This window comes from Methyloversatilis sp. (genome assembly GCF_030698125.1).
Lineage (GTDB): Bacteria > Pseudomonadota > Gammaproteobacteria > Burkholderiales > Rhodocyclaceae > Methyloversatilis.
Window position 1 is genome coordinate 20067 of record NZ_JAUYNV010000020.1, and the last position, 17144, is coordinate 37210.

At 63.1% G+C, this 17144-nt stretch carries 18 protein-coding genes; 15 read left to right on the plus strand and 3 right to left on the minus strand.

Annotated features, from left to right (window positions below; genetic code table 11):
* Window position 1: 1 nt before the first annotated feature.
* The 11 genes from nuoE (at window position 2) to Q8Q80_RS09015 (ending at window position 12440) form a co-directional block, all read left to right on the plus strand.
* Window positions 2-484, plus strand: a complete 483-nt coding sequence (gene nuoE, locus Q8Q80_RS08965) for an NADH-quinone oxidoreductase subunit NuoE (protein ID WP_305632601.1) — start codon at window positions 2-4, stop codon at window positions 482-484.
* Window positions 481-1815: an NADH-quinone oxidoreductase subunit NuoF gene (gene nuoF, locus Q8Q80_RS08970; protein ID WP_305632588.1), complete on the plus strand. Its 1335-nt coding sequence runs from the start codon at window positions 481-483 to the stop codon at window positions 1813-1815. Before nuoE ends, nuoF begins: the two co-directional genes overlap by 4 nt.
* Window positions 1809-4136, plus strand: a complete 2328-nt coding sequence (nuoG, locus tag Q8Q80_RS08975; protein WP_305632589.1) for an NADH-quinone oxidoreductase subunit NuoG — start codon at window positions 1809-1811, stop codon at window positions 4134-4136. Before nuoF ends, nuoG begins: the two co-directional genes overlap by 7 nt.
* A complete protein-coding gene (gene nuoH, locus Q8Q80_RS08980) occupies window positions 4136-5203 on the plus strand; it encodes an NADH-quinone oxidoreductase subunit NuoH (protein ID WP_305632590.1) in 1068 nt (355 codons plus the stop codon). The genes nuoG and nuoH overlap by 1 nt, the downstream gene beginning before the upstream one ends.
* A gap of 10 nt (window positions 5204-5213) precedes the next feature.
* Window positions 5214-5702 carry an NADH-quinone oxidoreductase subunit NuoI gene (gene nuoI, locus Q8Q80_RS08985; RefSeq protein WP_371132733.1) on the plus strand — a complete coding sequence of 163 codons (489 nt, stop codon included), beginning with the start codon at window positions 5214-5216 and terminating at the stop codon, window positions 5700-5702.
* Window positions 5703-5770: 68 nt separating this feature from the next.
* Window positions 5771-6373, plus strand: coding sequence for an NADH-quinone oxidoreductase subunit J (locus Q8Q80_RS08990; RefSeq protein ID WP_305632591.1), 603 nt, complete (start codon window positions 5771-5773; stop codon window positions 6371-6373).
* Between the two features lie 17 nt (window positions 6374-6390).
* On the plus strand, window positions 6391-6711 hold the full coding sequence (gene nuoK / locus Q8Q80_RS08995; RefSeq protein WP_069039998.1) for an NADH-quinone oxidoreductase subunit NuoK: 321 nt from the start codon (window positions 6391-6393) through the stop codon (window positions 6709-6711).
* Between the two features lie 5 nt (window positions 6712-6716).
* A complete protein-coding gene (gene nuoL, locus Q8Q80_RS09000) occupies window positions 6717-8816 on the plus strand; it encodes an NADH-quinone oxidoreductase subunit L (RefSeq protein ID WP_305632592.1) in 2100 nt (699 codons plus the stop codon).
* A gap of 103 nt (window positions 8817-8919) precedes the next feature.
* Window positions 8920-10398 (plus strand): NADH-quinone oxidoreductase subunit M, encoded by a 1479-nt coding sequence (locus tag Q8Q80_RS09005; RefSeq protein ID WP_305632593.1) that lies wholly within the window; start codon window positions 8920-8922, stop codon window positions 10396-10398.
* 12 nt (window positions 10399-10410) lie between these two features.
* Entirely contained in the window at window positions 10411-11892 is a 1482-nt protein-coding gene (gene nuoN, locus Q8Q80_RS09010) for an NADH-quinone oxidoreductase subunit NuoN (RefSeq protein WP_305611771.1), read from the plus strand.
* Entirely contained in the window at window positions 11892-12440 is a 549-nt protein-coding gene (locus Q8Q80_RS09015; protein ID WP_305632594.1) for an NUDIX domain-containing protein, read from the plus strand. Before nuoN ends, Q8Q80_RS09015 begins: the two co-directional genes overlap by 1 nt.
* Window positions 12441-12442: 2 nt before the next feature.
* Here Q8Q80_RS09015 and folK read toward each other — a convergent pair whose 3' ends face one another.
* Both folK and smpB read right to left on the minus strand, forming a co-directional pair.
* The gene (gene folK, locus Q8Q80_RS09020; RefSeq protein ID WP_305632595.1) at window positions 12443-12991 is read right to left on the minus strand and encodes a 2-amino-4-hydroxy-6-hydroxymethyldihydropteridine diphosphokinase; all 549 of its coding nucleotides are present in this window, start codon (window positions 12989-12991) and stop codon (window positions 12443-12445) included.
* Window positions 12992-13155: 164 nt separating this feature from the next.
* A complete protein-coding gene (gene smpB, locus Q8Q80_RS09025) occupies window positions 13156-13602 on the minus strand; it encodes an SsrA-binding protein SmpB (RefSeq protein ID WP_305611775.1) in 447 nt (148 codons plus the stop codon).
* A gap of 102 nt (window positions 13603-13704) precedes the next feature.
* On the opposite strand from smpB, the gene Q8Q80_RS09030 reads away from it, so the two are divergent.
* Both Q8Q80_RS09030 and Q8Q80_RS09035 read left to right on the plus strand, forming a co-directional pair.
* Entirely contained in the window at window positions 13705-14145 is a 441-nt protein-coding gene (locus Q8Q80_RS09030; protein WP_305632596.1) for a type II toxin-antitoxin system RatA family toxin, read from the plus strand.
* Between the two features lies 1 nt (window position 14146).
* Window positions 14147-14482, plus strand: coding sequence for an RnfH family protein (locus Q8Q80_RS09035; RefSeq protein WP_305632597.1), 336 nt, complete (start codon window positions 14147-14149; stop codon window positions 14480-14482).
* 34 nt (window positions 14483-14516) lie between these two features.
* Here the strand turns inward: Q8Q80_RS09035 and Q8Q80_RS09040 are convergent, their stop codons facing one another.
* Complete coding sequence (locus tag Q8Q80_RS09040; RefSeq protein ID WP_305632598.1) at window positions 14517-14957, minus strand: DUF4124 domain-containing protein; 441 nt, start codon at window positions 14955-14957, stop codon at window positions 14517-14519.
* Between the two features lie 115 nt (window positions 14958-15072).
* Between Q8Q80_RS09040 and guaB the strand changes: the two genes are divergently transcribed.
* Window positions 15073-16533, plus strand: a complete 1461-nt coding sequence (gene guaB, locus Q8Q80_RS09045; protein WP_305632599.1) for an IMP dehydrogenase — start codon at window positions 15073-15075, stop codon at window positions 16531-16533.
* A 44-nt stretch (window positions 16534-16577) separates the two neighbouring features.
* Window positions 16578-16958, plus strand: coding sequence for a four helix bundle protein (locus Q8Q80_RS09050; protein WP_305632600.1), 381 nt, complete (start codon window positions 16578-16580; stop codon window positions 16956-16958).
* Window positions 16959-17144 lie beyond the last annotated feature (186 nt).

A 17144-nucleotide genomic window follows, 5' to 3' on the forward strand; every position in this document is an offset into this window, starting at 1 on the left:
AATGACTTTCACGCTGACTGAAGCGTCGTGCGCGGCGATTGACCGCGAAGTCGCGAAGTACCCCGAAGGCCAGGCCATTTCGGCCGTCATGGCCGGCCTGCGCATTGCGCAGGAACAGAACGGCTGGCTGTCGCCGGACGCGATCGAAGCGGTGGCGCAGCATCTGCGCATCCCGCCGATGGCGGCTATGGAAGTGGCGACCTTCTACAACATGTATGACGTGAAGCCGGTCGGCCGCTGGAAGGTCACCGTCTGCACCAATCTGCCCTGTGCGCTGTCGGGCGGCGAGCAGGCGGCCGAATACGTGAAGGAAAAGCTCGGCATCGGTTTCAACGAAACCACGCCTGATGGCCGTTTCACGCTGAAGGAAGGCGAGTGCATGGGCGTCTGTGGTGACGCCCCGGCCATCATCGTCAACAACACGCGCCTGTGCAGCTGGATGACCCGCGAACGCATCGACGCCCTGCTGGACGAACTCGAATGAATGCCGCGACTGAACTGCCCGTGATCCTGCTTGCAGGGCTGGATGGCGACCGGACCTGGGGCCTGGCCGACTACGTCAAGCGCGGTGGTTACGCCGCCCTGCGCAAGATCCTCGAAACCGGCATGACGCAGGAACAGGTCATTGCAGAGGTCAAGAAATCCGACCTGCGCGGCCGCGGTGGCGCAGGTTTCCCGACCGGCCTGAAGTGGAGCTTCATGCCGCGCCAGTTCCCGATGGACAAATACGTCGTGTGCAATTCCGACGAAGGCGAACCGGGCACGTTCAAGGACCGCGACCTGCTGCGCTACAACCCGCACATGGTCATCGAAGGGATGATCATCGCCGGTTACGCAATGGGTTGCAGCCGTGGCTACAACTACATCCACGGCGAAATCTGGTCGTTGTATACACGCTTCGAAGAGGCGCTGGCCGAAGCGCGTGCCGCAGGTTTTCTCGGCCGGAACATCATGGGCAAGGGCTTCGATTTCGAGCTGTTCGCCCACCATGGCTGGGGTGCCTACATCTGCGGCGAAGAAACCGCGCTGCTCGAATCGATCGAAGGCAAGAAGGGCCAGCCGCGCTTCAAGCCGCCGTTTCCGGCCAGTCACGGCCTGTACGGCAAGCCGACGACGATCAACAACACCGAAACCTTCGCGGCCATTCCGTGGATCATCGCCAATGGCGGCGACCGGTTCCTCGCGCTGGGCAAGCCGAACAACGGCGGCACCAAGATCTTCTCGGTATCCGGCCACGTCAATCGCCCGGGTGTGTACGAAATTCCGCTCGGCACGCCGTTCGCCACATTGCTCGACATGTGCGGCGGCATGCGCGGCGGGCGCAAGCTCAAGGCGGTCATTCCGGGCGGCTCGTCGGCACCGGTGCTGCCGGCCGACGTCATGATGGACTGCACGATGGACTATGACGCCATCGCCAAGGCCGGTTCGATGCTGGGCTCCGGTGCGGTCATCGTGATCGACGAAAGCGCCTGCATGGTGAAGTCGCTCGAGCGTCTGTCATATTTTTATTTCGAGGAATCGTGCGGCCAATGCACGCCATGCCGCGAAGGTACCGGCTGGCTGTACCGCATGGTGCATCGCATCGAGCACGGTCAGGGACGTCCGGACGACCTCGATGTACTCGACAACGTCGCCACCAATATCGCCGGCCGCACCATCTGTGCGCTGGGCGACGCGGCGGCGCTGCCGGTCAAGAGCTTCATCAAGCATTTCCGCTCCGAGTTCGAATATCACATCGAACACAAGCGTTGCCTCGTCCCGGTCGACGTGCAGCGCGAAGGCAGCCGTATCTACGTGGACCACGCAGCATGCTAGAGATCGAAATCGACGGCCAGAAGCTGGAAGTGCCGGACGGCAGTACGGTGATGGACGCCGCCAACCGTCTGGGCGTACACATCCCGCATTTCTGCTATCACAAGAAGCTGTCCATCGCCGCCAATTGCCGCATGTGTCTGGTGCAGGTCGAACGCGCGCCCAAGCCGCTGCCGGCGTGTGCCACGCCGGTCACCAATGGCATGAAGGTGCAGACGCATTCGGATCAGGCCATCACCGCGCAGAAGGGCGTGATGGAATTCCTGCTGATCAACCACCCGCTCGATTGCCCGATCTGCGATCAGGGCGGCGAGTGTCAGCTGCAGGATCTGGCGGTGGGCTACGGCGCATCGACGTCGCGCTATCAGGAAGAAAAGCGCGTCGTGTTCAACAAGAATCTCGGCCCGCTCATTTCGACCGACATGACGCGCTGCATCCATTGCACGCGCTGTGTTCGTTTCGGTCAGGAAATCGCCGGTGTCATGGAACTGGGCATGGTGAATCGCGGCGAGCATTCGGAAATCATGGCCTTCGTCGGCCACACCGTCGATTCCGAACTGTCCGGCAATATGATCGATCTGTGCCCGGTCGGCGCGCTGACCTCCAAGCCGTTCCGCTACTCCGCCCGCACCTGGGAGCTGTCCCGTCGCAAGACCGTGAGTCCGCATGACAGCCTCGGCACCAATCTGGTGGTGCAGGTCAAGCACGACCAGGTCATGCGCGTGCTGCCGCTTGAGAATGAAGAGGTCAATGAGTGCTGGATTTCCGATCGTGACCGCTTCTCGTATGAAGCGCTGAACGGCGATCAGCGCCTGACCAAGCCGATGATCAAGCAGGACGGTCAGTGGCTGGAAGTCGACTGGCAGACGGCACTCGAATACGTCGCCAATGGCCTGCGCCGCGTGGCGCGTGACCACGGCGCTGACAAGATCGGCGTGCTCGCGGCGCCGTATTCGACCACCGAAGAGCTTTATCTCGCGGGCCAGCTGGCACGCGGGCTGGGTGGCAACATCGATCACCGCCTGCGCCAGAGTGACTTTTCGCTCGACGGCAAGCTGTCCGGCGCACCTTGGCTGGGCATGAAGATCGCCGACGTGTCGAAGCTCGAAGCGGCTCTGGTGGTCGGCAGCTTCCTGCGCAAGGACCATCCGCTGATCGCCCAGCGCCTGCGTCAGGCGGCACGCCACGGCACCCGGGTCAGCGCACTTGGGGTTGATGGCAGCAACTGGTTGATGACGCTGCACGAACGCATCACCGTTGCGCCGGCAGCGATAGCGGCCGAACTGGCAGCGCTGGTGCGCGCTGCAGCGCAGATCCGCAGCATCGCCGTGCCTGCAGGCGTCGACGCCGGTCCGGTGTCGGATGCCGGGCTGCGCATTGCGCAGAGCCTCATCGATGAAGGCGAGGGTGGTCGCGCGATTTTCCTCGGCTCGGTCGTGCAACAGGCGACCAACGCCGCCGAATTGCATGCACTGGCGCAGACACTGGCCGATATCACCGGCGCACGGTTCGGCTATCTGGTCGAGGCGGCCAACAGTGTGGGCGCGCAGGTGGTGGGGGCACAGTCGGGCCTCAATGCGCACGACATGTTGGCGGCCGGTTTGCACGCCGTGGTTCTACTCAATACCGAACCGGAGCTCGATTCGGCGAATCCGCCCGCCGCACTTGCCGCGCTGACGGTAGCCGATACGGTAATCGTGATGTCGCCGTTCAAGACGGGTCTGGATTACGCCGACTGCCTGCTGCCGATTTCGCCCTTCACCGAAACGTCCGGCACCTACGTGAGTTGCGAAGGCCGCATCCAGAGCTTCCATGCTGTCGTGCGCCCCAGGGGCGATACGCGTCCGGCGTGGAAGGTGCTGCGTGTGCTCGGCAGCCTGCTCGAATTGCCGGGCTTTGACTTCGATACGTCGGAAGCCGTGCGTGACAAGGCGCTGTCCGGTGCAAGCGGCTGGCTGCCCGATGCGGCACTGGGCAATGTGGCGACCGGCGTCAGTCTGACCGGCGCCCAGGCGGCGACCGGGCTGCAGCGCGTTGCCGACTTCCCGATCTACCGCACTGACGCCACGGTCCGTCGTGCGCCCGCACTGGCCGCCGCGCGCGACTCGGCGGCGCCGGTTGCCCGCATGCACAGCGCAACGGCTGCGCAGTTCGGTCTGGTGGCCGGAAAGCGGGTCCGCCTGCGCGGAGCGGCATCGTCCTGCGAACTGGATCTGGCACTCGATGACACGGTGCCAGCGGATTGTGTCCGCGTCGCGGCCGGCTGGCCGCAGACGGCAACACTGGGCAGCCTGACCGGCACCCTGACAGCGGAGGCGGTGTAATGGATGCGCTGCTGCAACCCGTGCAGGACCTGCTCGGCGCCGCCTGGCTGCCGGTATGGACCGTGGTCAAGATCTTCGCGATCATCCTGCCGCTGCTTGGCTGCGTCGCCTACCTGACGCTCGCCGAGCGCAAGATCATCGGCTGGATGCAGGTGCGCAACGGCCCGAACCGCGTCACCTTCTTCGGCATCAAGTTTCTCGGCGGTCTGGCGCAGCCCATCGCCGACGGCCTGAAGCTGCTGTTCAAGGAAATCGTGCTGCCGTCGGCGTCGAGCAAGATGCTGTTCGTGCTGGCGCCGGTGCTCGCCCTTGCACCGTCGCTGGCCGCCTGGGCGGTGATTCCGTTCAGCGAAGGCATGGTGCTGGCCGACATCAATGCCGGCCTGCTGTACATCATGGCCATCACGTCGATGGGCGTGTATGGCGTCATCATCGCCGGCTGGGCGTCGAATTCGAAGTACGCCTTCCTCGGCAGCCTGCGTTCCGCTGCACAGATCGTCAGCTACGAAATCGCGATGGGCTTCGCCCTGGTGACCGTGCTGATGGTGTCGCAGAGCCTGAACCTGTCCGACATCGTGCGCGGGCAGGGCGAGGGCATGTTCGCGAACATGGGTGTCGGCGTGCTGTCGTGGAACTGGCTGCCGCTGCTGCCGATGTTCGTCGTGTATTTCATCGCCGGCGTGGCGGAAACGAATCGCTCACCGTTCGACGTCGTCGAAGGCGAGTCGGAAATCGTGGCCGGTCACATGATCGAATATTCGGGCATGGCGTTCGCGCTGTTCTTCCTGGCCGAATACGCGAACATGATCCTGATCGCCTGCCTCACGTCGATCATGTTTCTCGGTGGCTGGCTGTCGCCGGTGGGTTTCCTGCCTGACGGCTTCTTCTGGCTCGCCGCCAAGACTTCGTTCTGCCTGTTCTTCTTCCTGTGGCTGCGTGCGACCTTTCCGCGCTATCGCTACGACCAGATCATGCGTCTGGGCTGGAAGGTGTTCATTCCCGTCACCATCGTGTGGCTCGTGTTCATCGGCGGCTGGATGATGTCTCCGCTGTCGATCTGGAAGTGAAGGACGCGTCATGGGATCGATGAAAGACATGTTTGGCGGTCTGATGCTGACCGAACTGCTGAAAGGCATGGCACTGACCGGCCGTCACCTGTTCGCACGCAAGATCACCATCCAGTTTCCGGAAGAGAAGACGCCGCAGTCGCCGCGTTTCCGCGGCCTGCACGCGCTGCGCCGCTACCCGAACGGTGAAGAGCGCTGTATCGCCTGCAAACTGTGCGAGGCGGTGTGCCCGGCGATGGCCATCACGATCGAATCGGACCAGCGCGACGACGGCACGCGTCGGACCACACGCTACGACATCGACCTGACCAAGTGCATCTTCTGCGGCTTCTGCGAAGAAGCCTGTCCGGTCGACGCCATCGTCGAAACGCGCGTGCTCGAATACCACGGCGAGAAGCGCGGCGACCTGTACTACACCAAGCAGATGCTGCTCGCGGTCGGTGACCGCTATGAAGGCCAGATCGCCAGCGACAGGGAAGCGGACTCGAAGTACCGCTGACGGGTGCCGGTCCGCGCCAATGCGCGGGCGGTACTTCAGGGAACGGACAAGAACGACATATATAGATGATGGATTTCCATACTGCAGTCTTCTACTTTCTCGCCACGATTCTGGTACTGGCGTCGCTGCGCGTGATCACCGCGCGCAACCCGGTGCACGCGGCGCTCTATCTCGTGCTGGCCTTCTTCACGGCGGGTGGCGTGTGGATGCTGCTGCGCGCCGAGTTTCTCGCCATCACGCTGGTGCTGGTCTATGTCGGCGCGGTGATGGTGCTGTTCCTGTTCGTCGTGATGATGCTGGACATCAACATCGAGCGTCTGCGCGAAGGCTTCTGGGCAAATCTGGTGCCCGGCCTGATCGTTGCCGGCCTGATGCTGGCCGAAATGGTGGCCGTGCTCGGTGCGCGCTACTTCTCGGCGGCCGGTGCGCCGGCGCCGGAAGCACCGGCGGCCGACTACAGCAACACCAAGGAACTGGGCCGCCTGATCTACACCGAGTACGTGTATCCGTTCGAGCTGGCAGCAGTCATCCTGCTGGTGGCCATCATTGCCGCCATCGCGCTGACGATGCGCAAGCGCAAGGACACCAAGTTCCAGGACCCGGCGAAGCAGATCGCGGTGCGTCGCGAAGACCGCGTACGCCTGGTGTCGATGCCGGCCGAAAAAGACTGAGACAAGAAGCGCACGACATGACATCACTGCTCTCCCTATCGCTGTCCCACTTCCTCGTGCTCGGCGCGCTGCTGTTCGCGATCAGCGTCGTCGGCATCTTCCTGAACCGGAAAAACCTCATCGTGCTGCTGATGGCGATCGAACTGATGCTGCTGGCGGTGAACATGAATTTCGTCGCCTTCTCGCATTACTTGGGCGACCCGTCCGGCCAGATCTTCGTTTTCTTCATCCTCACCGTAGCCGCCGCGGAATCCGCGATCGGGCTGGCCATCCTCGTGGTGCTGTTCCGCAACCTGAACACCATCCACGTCGATGATCTCGACAGCCTGAAAGGTTGAGCGACATGACCTCGATGCAAAAGCTCTATCTGCTCGTCCCGCTGGCACCGCTGATCGGCGCGATCATCGCCGGCCTGTTCTGCCGCGTCATTCCGCGCTGGGTGGCGCACAGCGTCACCATCCTCGGCGTCGCCGTGTCGCTGGTCGCGTCGTGGGTCATCTTCCAGGACGTGCAGGCCGGCAACAGCTTCAACGGCGCGCTCTACACCTGGGCGACCAGCGGATTCGGCGAAACTGCGCTGACGATGGAAATCGGTTTCCAGATCGACAAGCTCACCGTGATGATGATGCTGGTCGTCAATTTCGTATCGCTGATGGTGCACCTCTACACCATCGGCTACATGGCGGAAGACCCCGGCTACAACCGTTTCTTCTCCTACATTTCGCTGTTCACCTTCTCGATGCTGATGCTCGTCATGAGCAACAACTTCGTGCAGCTGTTCTTCGGCTGGGAGGCGGTCGGCCTGGTGTCCTATCTGCTGATCGGTTTCTGGTTCAAGCGCCCGACCGCGATCTACGCCAACCTGAAGGCCTTCCTGGTCAACCGCGTCGGCGACTTCGGCTTCCTGCTGGGCATCGGCCTGATCGCCGCGTATGCCGGCACGCTCAATTACGCCGAAGTGTTCGCCAAGCGCGAGGAACTGGTCGCGATGACGGTGGCCGGCACGGACTGGCCGCTGCTGACCGCGGTGTGCATCTGCCTGTTCATCGGCGCGATGGGCAAGTCGGCCCAGGTGCCGCTGCACGTCTGGCTGCCGGATTCGATGGAAGGTCCGACGCCGATTTCCGCGCTGATCCACGCAGCGACGATGGTGACGGCAGGCATCTTCATGGTGACCCGCATGTCGCCGCTGTTCGAGCTGTCCGAGACCGCACTGTCCTTCGTGCTGGTGATCGGCGCGACGACGGCGCTGTTCATGGGCTTCCTCGGCATTATCCAGAACGACATCAAGCGCGTCGTCGCCTACTCGACACTGTCGCAGCTCGGCTACATGACGGTGGCGCTGGGCGTGTCGGCCTACTCGGCGGCGGTGTTCCACCTGATGACGCACGCCTTCTTCAAGGCGCTGCTGTTCCTCGGCGCCGGCTCGGTCATCATGGGCATGCACCACGATCAGGACATGCGCAACATGGGTGGTCTGTGGAAGTACATGCCGATCACCTGGTTCACGTCGCTGCTCGGTTCGCTCGCGCTGATCGGCGTGCCCTTCCTGTCCGGCTTCTACTCGAAGGATTCGATCATCGAGGCGGTGCATTTCTCGACCATCCCCGGCGCGGGCTACGCCTACTTCTGCGTCGTCGCCGGTGTGTTCGTGACCGCCTTCTATTCGTTCCGGATGTACTTCCGCGTGTTCCACGGTCCGGAGAATTTCGGCAAGGCGCACCACGACCATCACGATGCACCTGCACACGACGCGAAGGCGGCTCACGCGGCACACGATGACCACGCCCACGCGGCTCATGGTGACGACCACGCAGTTCATGACGACGACCACGCCGACGAACATCACGGTCTGGCGCCTGGCGAAAAGCCGCACGAGTCACCCTGGGTGGTGTGGCTGCCGCTCGTGCTGCTGGCGATCCCGTCGGTCGGCATCGGTTTCTGGACGGTGCAGCCCATGCTGTTCGGTGACTGGTTCGCTGGCGTCGTCGAAGTGCTGCCGCAGCACGACACGCTGGCCGAACTGGGCAAGCATTTCACGACCGCGACCGGCATGGCACTGCATGGCGTGACCGCGCTGCCGTTCTGGCTGGCGCTGGGTGGCGTGGTGCTGGCCTGGGTCATGTACATCGCGATGCCGTCGCTGCCGGGTCGCGTCGCGCCGATCTTCCGCCCGATCAACACGCTGCTCGAAAACAAGTACTACTTCGACAAGTTCAACGAAGTGGTGTTTGCCGGCGGCGCGCGTGCGCTCGGCCGTGGTCTGTGGTCAGCCGGTGATCGCGCAGTGATCGACGGCGTGCTGGTCAATGGGTCGGCTTCGGCCGTCGGCGCGTTTGCGCGCCTGGCGCGCGGTATCCAGACCGGTTACATCTACCGCTACGCTTTTGCAATGGTGATCGGCGTCTGCCTGTTGCTGCTGTGGAGGCTGGGCTTCAAGTGATGGGGTGCGGGCGGTGCAGCTGCCGCCTGCTGCGTGTGATTCAAGGGAGTGCTTCTGCACAGCGGGCCGGACCGGTCGTTGAGCAAGCCAGACAAATAAAGAAATGACCGATATTCCCCTTCTCAGTCTCGCCATCTGGTTGCCGATTGCCGGCGGCCTGCTGGTGCTGGCCAGCGGCGATGGCCGCAACGTCGCGTTCTCGAAGCTGATCGCACTCGTGACCGCGATCTTCGGCTTCCTGATCACGATTCCGCTCTACACCGGCTTCGACTCATCGAGTGCATCGATGCAGTTCGTCGAGCTGATGCCGTGGGTGCACGACTACAACATCAACTACCACCTTGGCGTCGATGGCATTTCGATGCCTTTCGTCATCCTGAACAGCTTCATCACGTTGCTCGTGATCATGGCCGGCTGGCAGGTGATCGAAACGAAGGTGTCGCAATACAACGCGGCCTTCCTGATCATGTCGGGCCTGCTGAACGGCATCTTCGCGTCGCTCGACGGCATCCTGTTCTATGTCTTCTTCGAGTCGTCGCTGATTCCGCTCTACCTGGTGATCGGCATCTGGGGCGGCAAGAACCGCGTCTATGCCGCGTTCAAGTTTTTCCTCTACACGCTGCTTGGCTCGCTGCTGATGCTGATCGCACTGCTCTACCTGTTCCACAAGAGCGGCAGCTTCGGCATCCTCGACTGGCACCGCGAGCCGCTGGCGATGGCGGCGCAGTCGCTGATCTTCTGGGCCTTCTTCGCGAGCTTTGCGGTGAAGGTTCCGATGTGGCCGGTGCACACCTGGCTGCCGGACGCCCACGTCGAAGCACCGACCGGCGGTTCGGCGGTGCTGGCGGCGATCGGTCTGAAGCTCGGTGCCTACGGTTTCCTGCGCTTCTCGCTGCCCATCGTTCCGGATGCCGCGACCCACTTCGCCCCCATCGTCATCGGCCTGTCACTGATTGCGGTGATCTACATCGGGCTGGTCGCGCTGGCGCAGACCGACATGAAGAAGCTGGTCGCGTATTCGTCGATTTCGCACATGGGCTTCGTCACCCTGGGCTTTTTCATCTTCAATCCGCTCGGTGTCGAAGGCGCGCTGGTACAGATGATTTCGCACGGCTTCGTGTCGGCTGCGATGTTCCTGTGCATCGGCGTGCTGTACGACCGCATGCACACCCGCAACATCGGTGACTACGGCGGCGTGGTGAACACCATGCCGAAGTTCGCGGCCTTCTTCCTGCTGTTTGCGATGGCCAACGCCGGGCTGCCGGCGACGTCCGGTTTCGTCGGCGAATTCATGGTCGTGCTCGGCGCGCTGCAGTTCAATTTCTGGACCGGTTTCGCCGCTGCGACCACGCTGATCCTCGGCGCGGCCTACACGCTGTGGATGTACAAGCGCGTCATCTTCGGCGCGGTCGCCAACAGCCATGTTGCCGAACTGAAAGACATCAACGCCCGCGAAATGCTGATCCTCGGCGTTCTTGCCGCATGCACCCTGGCCATGGGCATCTGGCCGCAACCGGTGATTGAAATCATGCACGCGACCGTGAACCAGCTGCTGGGACACGTTGCCGTTGGCAAGCTCTGACGGACACACAGAATGAACTTCCCACTGCCTGACCTCTATCCCGCATCGGCCGAAATCTTCGTGCTGGTGATGGCCTGCGTCGTGCTGCTCGCCGACCTGTTCAAGTCCGAGCGCCAGAACTGGCTGCCCTACATCCTCACGCTGAGCACGCTGGTCGGCGCCTTCGTCATCCAGGTCGCAACGGCCGGGCCTGACACGACGCTCACCTTCAGCGGCATGTTCGTCGACGACCGCCTGTCCGACGTACTGAAGAGCTGCCTGTATCTGACGGTGTTCGCAGTCGTCATCTACAGCCGCGGCTACCTCGAAGTGCGCGGCATGGAGCGCGGCGAGTACTACCTGCTCGTGCTGTTCGCCACGCTGGGCATGCAGGTGATGATTTCCGCCAATCACTTCCTGACGCTCTATCTTGGCCTGGAACTGCTGTCGCTCGCGCTGTACGCACTGGTGGCGCTTGACCGCGACTCGGCGCGTTCGACCGAAGCGGCGATGAAGTATTTCGTGCTTGGCGCACTGGCGTCCGGCTTGCTGCTGTACGGCATGTCGATGGTGTATGGCGCGACCGGCACGCTCGAAATTTCGGCCATCGCGCGCAAGCTGTCAGATCCGACCACCAATATGGAAGTGCTGCGCTTCGGCCTCGTGTTCCTGGTCGCCGGCCTCGCGTTCAAGATCGGCGCCGTGCCGTTCCACATGTGGATCCCCGACGTCTATCACGGCGCGCCGACGCCGATCACGCTGCTGATCGGCTCGGCACCGAAGCTGGCCGGCTTCGCGATGGCGATCCGCCTGCTGGTCGACGGTCTGCCGACGCTGGCCGATGAATGGCAGCAGATGCTGATGCTGCTGGCGGTGCTGTCGATCGCGCTCGGCAACATCGTCGCCATCGCACAGACCAATCTGAAGCGCATGCTGGCCTATTCGACCATTTCGCACATGGGCTTCATGCTGCTCGGTCTGGTCAGCGGCGTCATCGAGCTGCGCGCGTCCGGCGACATCCACCTGTCGTACGCCTTCGGCAGCGCGATGTTCTACACCATCGCCTATGTGCTGATGAGCGCCGCCGCATTCGGCGTGCTGCTGCTGCTGACCCGTGCCGGGGTCGAAGCCGAGGAACTGGACGACCTGAAGGGGCTGAACAAGCGCAGCCCGTGGTTCGCCGCGGTGATGATGATGGTCATGTTCTCGATGGCCGGCATCCCGTTCTTCATCGGCTTCTTCGCCAAACTGGCCGTGCTGCAGGCGGTCGTTGCCGCGGGTTATCTTTACGTCGCCGTGTTCGCAGTGATGATGTCGCTGATCGGCGCCTACTTCTACCTGCGGGTCGTCAAGCTGATGTATTTCGACGCGCCGCAGGATGAAGCACCCATCGTGGCATCGACCGAAATGCGTGCGCTGCTGTCGGTCAATGCACTGGCGATTGCACTGATCGGCCTGATGCCGCAGTCGCTGCTGTCGCTGTGCGCCTCTGCACTGGGGCAGACACTGAAGTAATGAAAGATCCCCTGATCGAAACCACGGTGGACAGCCGTCAGGTTTACGACGGCGTGCTGCTGAAGGTTTATCAGGATCGGGTGGCGCTGCCGGATGGCACGCAGGCGGTGCGCGAATACATCCGCCATCCCGGGGCCGTGGTGATCGTCGCAGTGCTGCCGGACGGCAACATGTTGTTCGAACGCCAGTTCCGCTACGGCCCGCGGCGCACTTTCATCGAATTTCCCGCCGGCAAGATTGATCCGGGCGAGCCGCCCGAGCAGACCGCCGTGCGTGAACTGCGCGAAGAAACCGGCCATGAGGCCGACCAATGGACGCATCTGGGTACGACGCATCCGTGCATCGGCTACTCGGACGAACGGATAGAAATCTTCCTCGCGCGCGGTCTGCGCCATGTCGGCGCCAATCTTGATGCGGGCGAGTTCCTCGAAGTGATTCCGCTGTCGCTGGAAGCCGCGATGTCGGCCGTCTGGCGCGGCGAACTGACGGATGCCAAGACGCTGTCGGCCCTGATCTGGGCGCAGCGGGTGTTCCGGCAGGGGTTCTGAGGTCAGACCCCCTCGGCGGGCGTGGGCACCACGCTGCCGACGGCAAGGCGCACCATCATCGCGTCGGCAATGCGCGATATCGGCTGGTCCTGACAGTGGGCCAGAAAGGCGCTTGCCGCACCCAGCCCCGGAATCTCCAGGTCGGGCGATACTTCCAGCAGCGGCAGCAGCACGAAAGCACGCAGGTGGGCGCGCGGATGCGGCACGTTCAGCGTGTCGGTGCTGATCTGCCGGTCGTCGTACAGCAGCACGTCCAGATCGAGGGTGCGCGGCGCGTTCAGGAACTCGCGCACACGACCGTGTGTGCGTTCGATGTCGAGCAGTGCGTCGAGCAGCGCCTGCGGTTCGAGCGTGGTGCGCACGCGCGCAATGGCGTTGATGAAGTCGGGCTGGTTGTCGTAGCCGATCGGCGCCGTACGGTACAGCGACGAGCGACGCTCCAGCGTGATGCCGGGCGTGGCGGCGATTTCATCGAAGGCGGCCAGCACCTGCGCTTCCGGATCGGCGAGATTGCTGCCCAGACCGATGTGGGCAATGCTGTCGCGGCTCATGGCGTGTTCTTTTCAGGTTCAACGGATCGGCGGACTTTAGCACCGCTGCGTGCTTCAGCCCGGCTGGCTCAGCTGCGGCGACATCAGGCTGCTACGGCACCGGGGCGCTGAAGCCTACGTGCGGATCAGCCTGCCACCGAACAGGCGCACCCGCACGGTGGGTGTCACACCCGCGAGCGCATCAGGCGCGCCTTTTCGCGTTCCCAGTCGCGTTCCTTCTCGGTTTCGCGCTTGTCGAACTGCTTCTTGCCCTTGGCCAAACCGATTTCCAGCTTGATGCGGCCCCGGGTGTAATGCAGGTTGAGCGGCACCAGCGTATAGCCGGCGCGCTCGACCGAGCCGATCAGCTTGCTGATCTGTTCGGCGTGCAGCAACAGCTTGCGGCTGCGCGTCGCGTCCGGATGGATATGGGTCGAGGCGGACAGCAGCGGCGACACATGCATGCCGATCACGAATACCTCTTCGCCCTTCAGCACGACGTAGGCTTCCTTCAGCTGGGTGCGGCCGGCGCGGATGGCCTTTACCTCCCAGCCTTCCAGCACCAGTCCGGCCTCGAAGCGTTCTTCGATGAAGTAGTCGTGAAACGCTTTCTTGTTCTCGGCGATGCTCATGTCGGGTAACCGTTGACCGGGGGAATTGCTGCAGTGGCTTGAACGAGAGGCTGCGCGAGAGGTCGATGCGCAGCTAGAATTGCGATTTTACCTTCTGAAGACATGGCCGAAGTCCGAAAAACCGTGCTCATCGAGCGCAGCGCGGAACAGATGTTCAGGCTGGTCGACGGCGTCGAGCATTACCCCGGGTTCCTGCCCTGGTGCGGCGGCAGTGAAGTCATTGAGCGCACCGACACGCTGACGCGTGCGCGTATCGACATCAACTACCACGGCGTGAAGGCGCATTTCGCGACCGCCAACGCCAAGGCCTTTCCGCACAGCATGACCATACGGCTGGTCGAAGGGCCGTTCAAGTCGCTCGACGGCACCTGGGCCTTCACGCAACTCGGAGATAGGGCGTGCAAGATCGAATTCAACCTGCGCTACGAGTTTTCCAGCCGCCTGATCGAAAAGGTGGTCGGCCCGGTGTTCAGCCATATTGCCAACACCTTCGTCGAGGCCTTCGTGAAGCAGGCAGACCGCATTTACGGCAAGGTGGCCTGACGTGAGTGCAAGCATCCGCGTCCAGGTCGTCTACGCCTTGCCCGAGCGGCAGGACATCGTGACCATCGAATTGCCCGAAGGTGCCACCGCCGTGCAGGCAGTCGAAGCATCCGGCCTGCTGCAGAAGTATCCGGACATTGATCTTGCGCGCAACAAGCTGGGCGTGTTCGCCAAGCTGGTCAAGACCGATCAGATGCTGCGCGATCGTGACCGGGTGGAAATCTACCGCGCCTTGATCGCCGATCCGAAGGAGGTGCGCCGTCAGCGTGCAGCCGAAGGCAAGGTGCTGAAGAAGGGGGGTGGCGAGCGGGGCGCAGAGGCGGAACCGGCTGCCTGAGCTTCGCCTTCTGCACCGCGTACGAACCGTAACGCTACTTGCACCACTCCGACACCGACTGCTGCGCGTCGGTCGTTTCCGTCGCCCGCGTCGCGTCGTCGATGAATTCACGTTCGCCCTGCGCGTTGTAGCGCACGATGCGTTGGCCGGACTGCAGCGCCGCCAGCTTGTTGCGCGCGCGCGTGCAGTTGGCGTCGGCCTTTTCCTTTTCGGCCTTGTCCTTGGTCGCCTTGGCTTCTTCGGTCGCTGCCGCTTCACGTCGCTGCTGGAAGCCCTGCATCTTTTCCTGCAGGTCGGTGTTCGGTGCGTCAGCGGCGCGCGGCGCGACCTTGATGTCCTTGCGGATGGCTTTTGCCCCGGGCGGCGGACTGTCCGAGAAAACCGGGTTTCCGTTGGCGTCCTTGTATTGATACACCTGGGCGGTCGCGACCAGCGGCAGACACGCCAGAGCGATAAGCGTTAAGTGAAGATGCACGTCAGAAACTCCTGCCCTGAATGAGTGAAGGTACAGCAGCGATCGCTTCCGTGCCTGCTGCAGCCAGCTGCGTCGAGCGGCGTATAATACGTTTTTGACAGATTGGAAAGTAGTCATGCGTGTTATCCAGAAGGCGCTGACCTTCGATGATGTGCTGCTCGTGCCGGCACATTCGAGTGTTCTGCCACGCGATGTAAGCCTCAGTACCCGTATATCCCGCAATATCCACGTCAATATCCCCCTGTTGTCCGCCGCAATGGACACCGTCAGCGAAGCACGTCTTGCGATCGCGCTGGCGCAGGAAGGCGGTCTCGCCATCATTCACAAGAACATGACGGCCAAGATGCAGGCCGCTGAAGTGTCGAAAGTGAAACGGTTCGAAGCCGGCGTGTTGAAGGATCCGATCACCATCTCTCCGGACATGACGGTTCGCGAGCTGCTCGGGTTGACACGCAGTCACCGCATTTCCGGCTTCCCGGTGCTCGACGGCCCGCGCGTGGTCGGCATCGTGACCAACCGCGACCTGCGTTTCGAAACCAATCTCGACCAGCCGGTGGCGCGCATCATGACGCCGCGCGAGCGGCTCATCTTCGTGCATGAAGGCGCCTCGCTCGACGAAGCGCGCACGCTCATGCACCGCAACCGCCTGGAGCGCGTGCTGGTGCTCGGCGAAAACGACACGCTGCGCGGCCTGATCACGGTCAAGGACATGCTGAAGGCGACCGAACACCCGCTGGCCGCGAAAGACCCGCATGGCCGGCTGCGCGTCGGCGCGGCCATCGGTGTCGGCGAAGGCACCGAAGACCGCGCAGCGGCGCTGGCCGAAGCCGGCGTCGACGTGATCGTGGTCGATACCGCGCATGGCCACTCGCAGGGCGTGCTCGACCGCGTGCGCTGGGTCAAGCGCAGCTTCCCGCAGATAGATGTGATCGGCGGCAACATCGCGACGGCCGACGCGGCCCGCGCACTGGTTGATGCCGGTGCCGACGGCGTCAAGGTCGGCATCGGCCCCGGGTCGATCTGCACCACGCGCATCGTGGCCGGTGTCGGCGTGCCGCAAATCACCGCCATCGACAACGTCGCGACCGCGCTCGCCTCGACCGACGTGCCGATGATCGCCGATGGCGGCATCCGTTTTTCGGGCGACATCGCCAAGGCCGTCGCCGCTGGCGCCAACGCCGTCATGCTGGGCGGCCTGCTGGCCGGCACCGAAGAGGCGCCGGGCGAGATCGAACTGTTCCAGGGCCGCTCGTACAAGTCCTACCGCGGCATGGGTTCGCTGGGCGCGATGCAGCAGGGCGCCGCAGACCGCTACTTCCAGGATCCGGCGTCGAATGCCGACAAGCTGGTGCCCGAAGGTGTCGAAGGCCGCGTGCCGTACAAGGGCCCGGTGGTCAATGTGATCACCCAGCTGATGGGCGGCCTGCGCGCGTCGATGGGTTATTGCGGCTGCTCGACGGTGGACCAGATGCGCAGCACCGCGCAGTTCGTCGAAATCACGTCGGCCGGCATCCGCGAGTCGCATGTGCACGACGTGCAGATCACCAAGGAAGCGCCGAACTATCACGTTGAGTGAGAGGCTGGGGAACAGGGGCCAGGGGCTGGAGGGGCCGGGGCTGGATGAGCGAGGTGCGCAGCTATCGCGATTTGCTGGTCTGGCAACGAGCAATGGATCTCGCCCTTGCTGTCTATGCCCTGAGCCGGAGTTTCCTCGAGGGCGAGCGCTTCGCACTGGTGAGCCAGTTGCGACGCGCCGCTGTGTCGGTTCCTTCGAATATCGCCGAAGGCCATGCAAGAAGCTCCACGCGTGATTTCCTGCGTTTTCTGTCGATCGCAGCCGGCTCTCTTGCCGAGATCGAAACCCAGCTCCTTCTCTCGCATCGCCTTGATTACGTGGATGCGCAACGAATGAACGTCACGCTGAAGGACGCCGATGAACTCGGCCGGAAGATCAGAGGTCTGCAAGCCTCCCTCTCGTCGCGCCTCGCGGACTCACCCTAGTCCCCAGCCCCTGTCCCCTGACTCCTGAATCCCCCATGCACAACAAGATCCTCATCCTCGATTTCGGCTCCCAGGTCACCCAGCTCATCGCACGCCGTGTACGCGAAGCGCACGTGTATTGCGAAATCCACCCGGCCGACGTCAGCGACGACTTCGTGCGCGGCTTCGGCGCGCAGGGCGTCATCC